Below are 9589 nucleotides of genomic sequence, written 5' to 3' on the forward strand. Positions count from 1 at the left end.
GGCCAATCACCAGGTCGTGCTGGAAGGCCCCGAGGGACGTCAGGTCCACGTTCAGCTCAGCGACAAAGCGAAAAACCTCGCCAAACTTAAAGTTGGCGATTCGGTGACGATCGAGGTGCAGCGATCTGTCGCCGCTTATCTCGATACGGATGTGGATAAAGGTCTGCCAGGCACCACCGAACGTACCGGCGAACTGCGCAAGGCCCCGGGCAGCGATAACCCTGGTGGCGAGGCTTATCGTCAGGTTCAGGTGCAGCTGAAAATCAGCAAAATCGATTTGAAGACCAATCAGGTCACCCTCCAAAATCCATCCGGACAATCGAAGACGCTCGATGTGAAGAAGCCGGAGATTCAGGCCAAGTTGAAGGATCTGAAAGTAGGGCAGAGCGTTATTGTCACTTATACCGATATCTTGAAAGTGACCAGTCAGCACGATAGTTGAGTATTAGCTCTACAAGTTTATTGCTCTTGTACAACTTTATGTATGAGAGCAATCATATAAAGTTTTTTGTAAGACAATTCTCGGGGAAAATCGGTAAAACACAGTTTTTAACTTTTCAGTTCAAAAATTTCATGTTTGCCCATGACGACATGCCCACTTGTTTGAATTAAAATCCTCGGCGTTCGCCCAGTGTCAGGGCTCTTTACCGGTGCATGGATTGCCAGGCCATTACACTGGGCGAACTCCATTACTTGCAAAAGTTGTATACAGAATCTGCAAACAAAAAGGGCGACTTTTTAGTCGCCCTTTTTTTATTGTTTTCGATCAAGTCGAAGCTTGCATGCCGGCTTTGCCGTGCTGCCCCTGCAAGCGTTTGAGGGTCTGCTGGTACATTTTTGTCCGGCGATGATCCTTGCCATACGTGCCCGCCGCCGCGACGGTGCCGGCCTGGATGTGATCCAGATAGCGGAAAATCTTCCGCGGCGAGAGGAACCTGATGCCATAGCCCAACCCGACCATTCGATCCTGAAGCGTGTAACCAGGCACCTCCTCATCCATACAGAAGTGCAAACCCAGCGACTTCATCAGCCGCGCATTCCACAGCGTGCAGAAACTTTTCAAATGGGTTTCTTTATACGGGCGTGGCGGCTTCGAACGCAGGCCAAGATGAACTTTGAGCCGACGAACATGATGTTTGCAGAACCGCGAAGTTAAACGCCAGGTATCACGCAGTAACCCACGATCAAGTTGCTCAACACAACCCACCGCCGCCATGTCCGCATTTTTCGTGCATTCGCGCATCATCATCGCAAACACTTCCATGTCGTAGACAAAGGTGTCGGTGTGCAGCAGAAACAAGTAATCGGTCTCAACTTTCGCCAAGGCCAGATCCAACGCCTTGCCATGGGCAATATGCCCCATTTCCTTGCCCGGCGACGGCCGCTCGATCAGATTTATCCAGTCCAGCGAACGCAAATAATCGAGGCTGGCATCCGCCGAATCGTTGTCCACCACCCACACTGCAACGCCCTGCGCCTGAACATGCTCGCGCAACAGTTCCAGACACATGCGGGTGATGTCCGGGGTTTTGTAATTGACCAGAACAAGACTGAAGTTGGGATGCGGTCGGGTAGGTAGATCAAAGGCTTTCATGTCGGAGGGACTCATCCACGGCTCAAGACGACAGGTTGATGAGCCGGGATGCTAGCGGGGGAAGCTTAGGTGAAGCTTAATTTGCCGATCTGATTGGTTTTTGAAAACAAGCGGGATAATTCAGATCCGACATTGTTTTCCAATAGATGCAGCGACCATTTGGTTTTGTCGCTCGTCCTGAACTGCGGTCCATCCGCAAAACCTGTGGGAGCGGTGCAAAATTCAGGTGAATTTGATCCGCAGCACCTCGGCACATTCCTCAATCGACCGCCGTTGCGTCTCGGCATACAACCCCAACTCATCGATGGTCGAACGCCCCAGCGCCTGTTCGAAAGCATGTCGATTGGAGTGTTCGGCGTAATGCGCCTGTGCGGCATCCCCCAGGTTCGACTGAAAAATCCCCGCTGCGCTCACCGGCAGGAAATCTTCGTACACCAGCGGCTCCGCTTTCACGTAGCCATCGCGCAGCAAGTCCTCCAGGGACGACTCACCAAGTCCTTCAGCGGCCAAGCCCTTTTCCGTAGCGAAATAACGAAAGTACGCCAACCCCTGTTCGCGCATGCCCTCGATGCTGTCAGGAAATTCGGCAAAGTGCTGCGTCATCAGCGCGTCGTAGCGTGCGGCATTGGCTTCATTGGGGAAGTCGCCCAGTTCATCGCGAGCGGCATTCAACAAGCGGTCATACAGCGCTCGGCCCTTGGGCGTGAGGGCGGCGCCGCGTTGTTCGATTTCGCCGAAACGCGCGCTGTGGCTGCCACGGGTTTCGGGCTGATCGGTGAAGGCGATCGGCTCGTCCAGCGCTTTGAAGCTGGTCTGGCGCAGCAGGATCGGGCAGTCGCGGCGCGGTGGGCCTTCAATCACCGCTTTGGGTGTGATGCCATGGGCAGGCATCTGCTCCTGCACGGTGTCGATGTCCAGCGTGCGAGGGGTCAGGTGGTTGATGTGCGGGCCTTTGAACGCAACGACATCGGCGATCAAGCGGTGCTGGGCGCTGAGTTTCTGGTATTGCGCGGCGCTGACGGTGGCGCTGTGGTGCCAGCGAAAAGTCTCCAGTGCCTGTCGGACGAATTCCACGGCCTCCGCTTCATTCAGTCCGCCTGCCGTTTCCGCCTGTTCAATCAGGCGCAACGCCTCTTCAGTAAAAATCGAACGACGGGCCAGTACCGACTCGGCAAACGAACGCAATTCAGGATCTTCAATCAGCTCCAAGCGCAGCAACGAGGTGAACACGCGAAACGGGCTGACCTGCAGCGCTTCTTCATGCACCGCGCGAAACGCCGTTGAATGCACCGGCACACCGGCCGGGGTCAGGTCGTAATAACCCACCGGTTGCATGCCCATCACCGCGAACAGGCGGGCGAGGGTGGCCAGTTCGCTCGCGGTGCCGACGCGAATGGCGCCGTGGCGTTCCATGTCCAGCCGCTCGATTTCGCCGGTGCGCTTGAGCTGTCCGGCAATCTCAGGCTGACGTGCCAGCAGTTCGCGATTGGTTTTCTCCACCAGTTCCATCAGCGCGCCGTACAGCGGCACCTCTTCGCGGTACATGTCGGACATCGCTCGGGAGAAGCGTTGGCGGATCAGGTCGGGGCTGACGAACGGCTGCACGGTCATGAAAAAATTCCTGCCACGGTGACGAAATGGATGCCGGAAAAGATCGCAGCCTTCGCCCAGGCGGGCAAACGAAGAATCCTACGAACTTCATTCTGCCAACGACTGATCCACCAGTTCGATCCAGTGCCTGACCGGCGTGCGCCCGGCGCTGGCCAGATGGCTCTGACAGCCCACGTTGGAAGTGACGATCAACTCAGGCCGGCCGCTTTCCAGGGCGTTGAGGCGCTGATCGCGCAGTTGCCGCGCCAGCACCGGTTGGGTCAGCGAGTAGGTGCCCGCCGAGCCGCAGCACAAATGGCCGTCGGGCACTGGCGTGAGGTTGAAGCCGAGTCGGGTCAGCATTGCTTCCACCGCGCCGCCGAGTTTCAGTGCGTGCTGCAAAGTGCACGGGCAATGCACGGCGATGCGTCGTTCGCTGGCGGCGCATACTTGCTCCAGCGGTTCCTGCGCGATGACTTGCACCAGATCCCGAGTCATTTCGCTGATCTGCCGAGCCTTGTCGGCATAGACCGGATCGTCCGCAAGCAAATGCCCGTAATCTTTGATGAACGCGCCGCAACCGCTGGCCGTCTGCACGATGGCTTCGGCGCCGTTCTGCAGATGCGGCCACCAGGCGTCGATGTTCTGCCGAGCGCGGTCGAGACCTTTGCCCTGAGCGTCGAGGTGATAGTCGAGAGCGCCGCAGCAACCGGCCTCGCTCACCGGAGTGACGCTGATGCCCAAACGATCAAGCACCCGCGCCGTTGCGTCATTGGTATTCGGCGACAGACCCGGTTGCACGCAACCTTCGAGCAACAACACCCGGCGCGCATGCCGAGGAGCAGGGCGCGACCCCATAACACCCAAGCGCTGCGGCAGTTTGCTTTCCAGCAGGCGCGGCAGCAGAGGCCGAAAGGTCGCGCCCATGCGCAGCAAGCCTTTGAACACAGCCGGATTCGGCGCCAACGCGCGCAAGCCTTCGCGCAGCAAGCGCTGGGCGGCCGGGCGCGGCACCGCGCTGTCGACCACCGCACGGCCGATGTCGAGCAGGTTGTGATAATCGACGCCGGACGGGCAGGTGGTTTCGCAGTTGCGGCACGACAGGCAACGATCCAGATGCAGTTGCGTCTGCTTGGTGGCCGGTGCGCCTTCCAGCACTTGCTTGATCAGGTAAATGCGCCCGCGCGGCCCATCGAGCTCATCGCCGAGCAATTGATACGTCGGGCATGTCGCGTTGCAAAAGCCGCAATGCACGCAGGTGCGCAGGATCTTTTCCGCTTCGGCAGCGCGGGGCAATTGCCGCGATTGCTCGCTGAGGGTGGTTTGCATGGCTAGACCTCCGCGTACATTCGTCCGGGGTTGAACAGCCCTTGCGGGTCGAGTTGCGCCTTGAGTTGCCGGTGGTAGCGCAGCAGGGTCGGGGCCAAGGGTTGGAACGGCGAATCCGTGGCGCCGTGGGTAAAGCACGTTGCATGGCCGCCTAAGGAATGGGCGAGTGCGTGAATCTCAGGGCTTTCGGATTTCACCCAGCGTTGCGCACCGGCCCAATCGATCAGTTGCTCGCCGGGCAGCTCGAGCGGGCCGAGGTTGTTCGGCAATGACAGGCGCCACAGCGGCAAACCTTCGTCGAAAAAACTCAGGCGCTGTTCGTTGAGGTCGCGCCAGAAAACCGAATCCAGCGGCTCGCCGCCGAGGCGTTGATGCGCCGCCGTCACCGAACCTTCGCCACCTTCCAGGCGCAGGTACAGGCTCCGGCCATCGTGGCACGCGGCGCTGATCGGCAGCGGTTGCTGGCCCCATTCGGCGAGTTTGCTCAAGGCGCGGACACAATCGAGGTCAAGGCGAATGCTCAGACACTGGCGTGGTTTCGGCAGGACTTTCAGCGACACTTCGGTGAGCACGCCGAGGCAACCAAAACTGCCGGCCATCAGCCGCGACAGGTCATAACCGGCGACGTTTTTCATCACTTCGCCACCGAAGCGCAGATGCTGACCGAGGCCTGTGATCACCCGCGTGCCGAGAACGAAGTCGCGTACCGAGCCGGACCACGGCCGGCGAGGTCCGGACAGTCCCGTGGCGACCATGCCGCCGACCGTGGCGCTGTCGGCAAAGGATGGCGGTTCGCAGGGCAACATTTGCCCGGCGTCATCCAGCGCCGCGAGCAGCTCGGACGACAGCGTGCCGGCGCGCACCGTGACCACCAGGTTCGGTCGGGTCGTACTGAACGATGCCGCGATGGGCGCGGGTGTCGAGCACTTCGCCGGCCACCTCGCGGCCGAGAAAGGCCTTGCTGTTGCCGCCCTGAATCTTCAGCGGCGTGGCATTGGCCCGCGCGGCGTTGACCTGGTCGAGCAGGGCCGCGGCGGCATCGAAATCAGCCATCAGAATCGCTCCAGCTCGGGGAAGGGCAGTTGCCCGGCGTGAATGTGCATCGCGCCGAATTCGGCGCAGCGGTGCAGGGTCGGAATGTTCTTGCCGGGATTGAGCAGGCCCTGCGGATCGAACGCGGCTTTCACCGCATGAAACAGCAGTAACTCGTCGCTGTTGAACTGCGCGCACATCTGATTGATTTTTTCGCGGCCGACGCCGTGCTCGCCGGTGATGCTGCCGCCGACTTTCACGCACAGTTCGAGGATCTTGCCGCCCAGTGCCTCGGCGCGATGCAGCTCCCCCGGCTGGTTGGCGTCGAACAGAATCAGCGGATGCATGTTGCCATCGCCGGCATGGAACACATTGGCGACGCGCAAGCCATATTCCTCGCCGAGGCTGGCGATACCTTGCAGCACAGCGGGCAATTCGCGGCGCGGGATGGTGCCGTCCATGCAGTAATAATCCGGCGACAACCGGCCGATCGCCGGAAACGCGTTTTTGCGCCCGGCCCAGAAACGCACGCGCTCGGCTTCGTCCTGGGCCTGGCGCACTTCAGTGGCGCCGGCCGCTGTCATGACTTCCCGTACGCGCTGGCAATCGTCGTGCACGTCGGCTTCGACGCCGTCGAGTTCGCACAGCAGAATCGCCTCGGCGTCGACCGGATAGCCGGCGTGGATAAAGTCTTCGGCGGCGCGGATGGCGAGGTTGTCCATCATTTCCAGACCACCCGGAATGATCCCTGCTGCGATGATTTCGGCAACCGCGCGGCCTGCCTTTTCCACTGAGTCGAAACTGCCGAGCAGGATCTTGGCGACTTGCGGTTTGGGCAATAACTTCACCGTGACTTCGGTGATGATCCCCAGCAGGCCTTCGGAGCCGGTGAACAAGGCGAGCAGGTCGAAACCGGCTGAATCGAGCGCCTCGGAGCCCAGCGTCAGACGTTCGCCCTCGATGGTCAGCACTTCGATTTTCAGCACGTTGTGCACGGTCAGGCCGTACTTGAGGCAATGCACGCCACCAGCGTTTTCCGCGACGTTGCCGCCGATCGAACAGGCGATCTGCGATGACGGATCCGGTGCGTAATACAGGCCGAATGGGGCCGCCGCCTGGGAGATAGCAAGATTGCGCACCCCCGGCTGAACCCGCGCGATACGTGCAGCGGGGTCGATGTGCAGGATGTTGTTGAACCGCGCCATCACCAGCAACAGGCCCTTTTCCAGTGGCAGGGCGCCGCCGGACAATCCAGTGCCGGCACCCCGCGCGACCACGGGCACGTTGTTCTGATAGCAGAGTTTCAGCAAGGTTTGCACTTGTTCGATTCGACGGGGCAGGGCCACCAGCATCGGCGTGGTGCGGTAGGCGGAGAGGCCGTCGCATTCGTAGGGTTTGAGTTCATCTTCGCGCCAGAGGATGTCCAGGTCCGGCAGGGCTTGTTGCAGGGCCTTGAGCAATTCGCCCTTGTTCACCTCGGGCAACTGACCGTCGAGGCGTTCGTCGTAAAGGATGTTCATGGGAACGCCAACCTTCTGTCTCCGCTGATCGTTCCCACGCTTTGCGTGGGAATGTAGCCCGTGACGCTCTGCGTCACTGGACGCAGAGCGTCCCCTGAGGCATTCCCACGCAGAGCATGGGAACGATCAGTTGCGCCACTTGGGGCGTTGCGAATATCCATGTTCATCGCTGTCGTTCCAGAAATTCCCCGTACAGCCGCGCGGTATTTCCCGGCTGTTCGACCATCGGCATGTGCCCGACGTGATCCCACACATCCACTTCGAGATTGGCGATGCCTTTGCTCCACACCGGCACGCTGCTGACGTCGATCAGGCGATCCTTGCGCCCCCACAGCAACAGCGCCGGGCATTTGATCTCGGCCAGTTTCGGCTCCATCGGCGGGCTGGCGCGGAAGTCGCGGAAGATTTCTTCGAGCTCGTCACGTTGTTGCTCGTAGCGCTGGGCGACGGCGTCCAGCACCAGCTTCGGCACCCACGGCGGCGACTCCATGGTCATCGCGTAGAAACGCTGAAATTCTTCGCGGGAATTGATCAGAAACGGATTGTGCCCGCGCGCCAGGTGGCGCTCCATGTCGCTTGGCTCCGGTGCGGTGACGCCGGCCGGGTCGATCAATGCCAGCGAGGCGATTCGCTCCGGATAGGTCGCCGCCAGCCACGCGGCGATATAGCCGCCCATGGAATTGCCGATGACATGGACTTTCTCCACGCCGCAGACATCGAGCAGTTGAATCATGCGTTTGGCCTGAACCGCGATGTCATAACCGCCGCCAGCCTTGAAGCCAGTCTCACCGTGGCCGGCCAGATCCGGAATGATCACCCGATACTGACGGACGAAATGCCGGGCGCAGCGCAGCCAGAGGTTTTTGTCGGCGCTGAAGCCGTGCAGCATCAGGATCGCGCTGGACGCCTCGTACGGCCCGCCTTGCCAGGTCGACACGGTCATCTCGGCGATCGGCACTTCGATCTTGTGCAATTTGTACAACCTGGCCTCGCTGGCCATGGCCAGGTTGTACAACCAATGGCCGACCGCCGGGTAACTCAACCAGCTCCAGGCCACGAAAACCGCGAGTGCGACAAACAGCAAAAGCATCGACGTCTTCCTTTTACGTGTTCAGGACAAAATATGGTCGGCCGGTTTCAGCGCCCGGGTCAGCAGGTGATAGCTGAAACTGAAGCCGGGAAACATCGCGATCACATGACCGCTCTTGCTCTGGTACCAACTGTGGCAACCGCCGGACTTCCACACCGTGCGCTGCATTTCCCGGTGGATCATTGCAGTGTAGGTACGTTCTGCGTCACGGCGCACTTCGATGCTGCGCACGCCTTTGGCCCGTACGGTGCGGATGCAGTCGAGGATGTAGTTCATCTGCGATTCGATGATGAACAGCGCCGAAGTGTGGCCAATGCCGGTGTTCGGCCCGGTGACGATGAACAGGTTGGGGAAGTCCGGCAGGCTGGTGCCGAGGTAGGCGCGCGGGTATTCGGCCCAGACATCTCTGAGTTGCACCGCGTTTTTACCGCTGACCGGGTAGGAAATTACCCCGTCGGTGGCGTCGTAACCGGTGGACCAGACGATCAGATCAACATCGAGATGCTCGCCGTCCACGGTGTTGATCCCGCTATCGTCGATCGAAGCGATGCCGTGCTCGCGACTGTGCAACGTGACGTTGGCGCGGCTCAGCGCCGGGTAGTACGTGCTGGAGACCAACACGCGTTTGCAGCCGATGGTGAAGTCCGGGGTGAGTTTCTGTCGCAGCAGCGGGTCTGGAACCTGGCGCTTGAGGAACCGCAGCGCATGTCGCTGGACCAGATGAATCGCCGGTCTCGAGTATTTGAAGGCGATCACCCGGGTTTCGAATTGCCAGTAAATCAGCCAGCGCAGCAGCTTGTACGCCGGCTTCAGGCCAAGCAGCCAGCGCTGGAAACGGCCGAATTTGCGATCGGCACGCGGCAGCACCCAATGCGGCGTGCGTTGGAACACATGCAGATGTTCGACCTGGGGTGCAATCGCCGGGATCACTTGGGCTGCGCTGGCCCCGCTGCCGACGATCGCCACGCTTTTACCGCGATAGTCGTAGCTGTGATCCCAATTATTTGTGTGAAAAGTCTTGCCTTGAAAGCGATCCATCCCAGGAAAGTGCGGGATGACCGGCTGACTCAACGGCCCGGAAGCATTGATCAGGAATTGGGTACGGAAAATACCTCTGGCGCGGGTGTGCACCAACCAATGCTTTTCCGCTTCGTCCCACTCGACGCGCTCGACATCGGCCCCCAGTTCTACGCGCTCGCGTAAACCGAACTGCTCGATCAGCTGTTCGGTGTAGCGACGCAGTTCCGCCTGTTCGGCGAACATCTGCGACCAGCGGTAGGGCGCGAATGACAGCGAATACAGCGGCGACGGCACGTCCACCGCTGCGCCGGGGTAGGTGTTCTGGCACCAGGTGCCGCCGAAGAAGTCGCGTCGCTCAAGGATGCGAAAATCGTCGATCCCGGCCTTGAGCAGGTTGACCGCCGCGCACTGGCC

General features: G+C 60.2%; 7 protein-coding genes and 1 pseudogene. 1 reads left to right on the forward strand and 7 read right to left on the reverse strand.

Annotated elements, in window-relative coordinates; translation table 11 throughout:
* On the forward strand, window positions 1–442 hold a 442-nt coding region (locus OQK_RS20970), incomplete at its 5' end, for a hypothetical protein (protein WP_038861497.1).
* A gap of 324 nt (window positions 443–766) precedes the next feature.
* On the opposite strand, the gene OQK_RS20975 is transcribed toward OQK_RS20970, so the two are convergent.
* The 7 genes and pseudogenes from OQK_RS20975 to OQK_RS21005 all read right to left on the reverse strand — a co-directional run.
* Complete coding sequence (locus tag OQK_RS20975) at window positions 767–1594, reverse strand: glycosyltransferase family 2 protein (protein WP_016774114.1); 828 nt, start codon at window positions 1592–1594, stop codon at window positions 767–769.
* Window positions 1595–1816: 222 nt separating this feature from the next.
* Complete coding sequence (gene hglS, locus OQK_RS20980) at window positions 1817–3205, reverse strand: 2-oxoadipate dioxygenase/decarboxylase HglS (protein ID WP_016774115.1); 1389 nt, start codon at window positions 3203–3205, stop codon at window positions 1817–1819.
* Between the two features lie 87 nt (window positions 3206–3292).
* On the reverse strand, window positions 3293–4513 hold the full coding sequence (glcF, locus tag OQK_RS20985; RefSeq protein WP_016774116.1) for a glycolate oxidase subunit GlcF: 1221 nt from the start codon (window positions 4511–4513) through the stop codon (window positions 3293–3295).
* 2 nt (window positions 4514–4515) lie between these two features.
* Window positions 4516–5566: pseudogene (glcE, locus tag OQK_RS20990) on the reverse strand (glycolate oxidase subunit GlcE).
* Window positions 5566–7065: a glycolate oxidase subunit GlcD gene (glcD, locus tag OQK_RS20995; RefSeq protein WP_016774117.1), complete on the reverse strand. Its 1500-nt coding sequence runs from the start codon at window positions 7063–7065 to the stop codon at window positions 5566–5568. Before glcD ends, glcE begins: the two are co-directional and overlap by 1 nt.
* A 163-nt stretch (window positions 7066–7228) precedes the next feature.
* The gene (locus OQK_RS21000; RefSeq protein ID WP_016774118.1) at window positions 7229–8155 is read right to left on the reverse strand and encodes an alpha/beta fold hydrolase; all 927 of its coding nucleotides are present in this window, start codon (window positions 8153–8155) and stop codon (window positions 7229–7231) included.
* 21 nt (window positions 8156–8176) lie between these two features.
* Window positions 8177–9589, reverse strand: a 1413-nt coding sequence (locus tag OQK_RS21005; protein ID WP_016774119.1) for a flavin-containing monooxygenase, incomplete at its 5' end; no start/stop codon positions are given.

Origin of the sequence: Pseudomonas sp. R62 (assembly GCF_000257605.1) — a bacterium.
Lineage (GTDB): Bacteria > Pseudomonadota > Gammaproteobacteria > Pseudomonadales > Pseudomonadaceae > Aquipseudomonas > Aquipseudomonas atacamensis.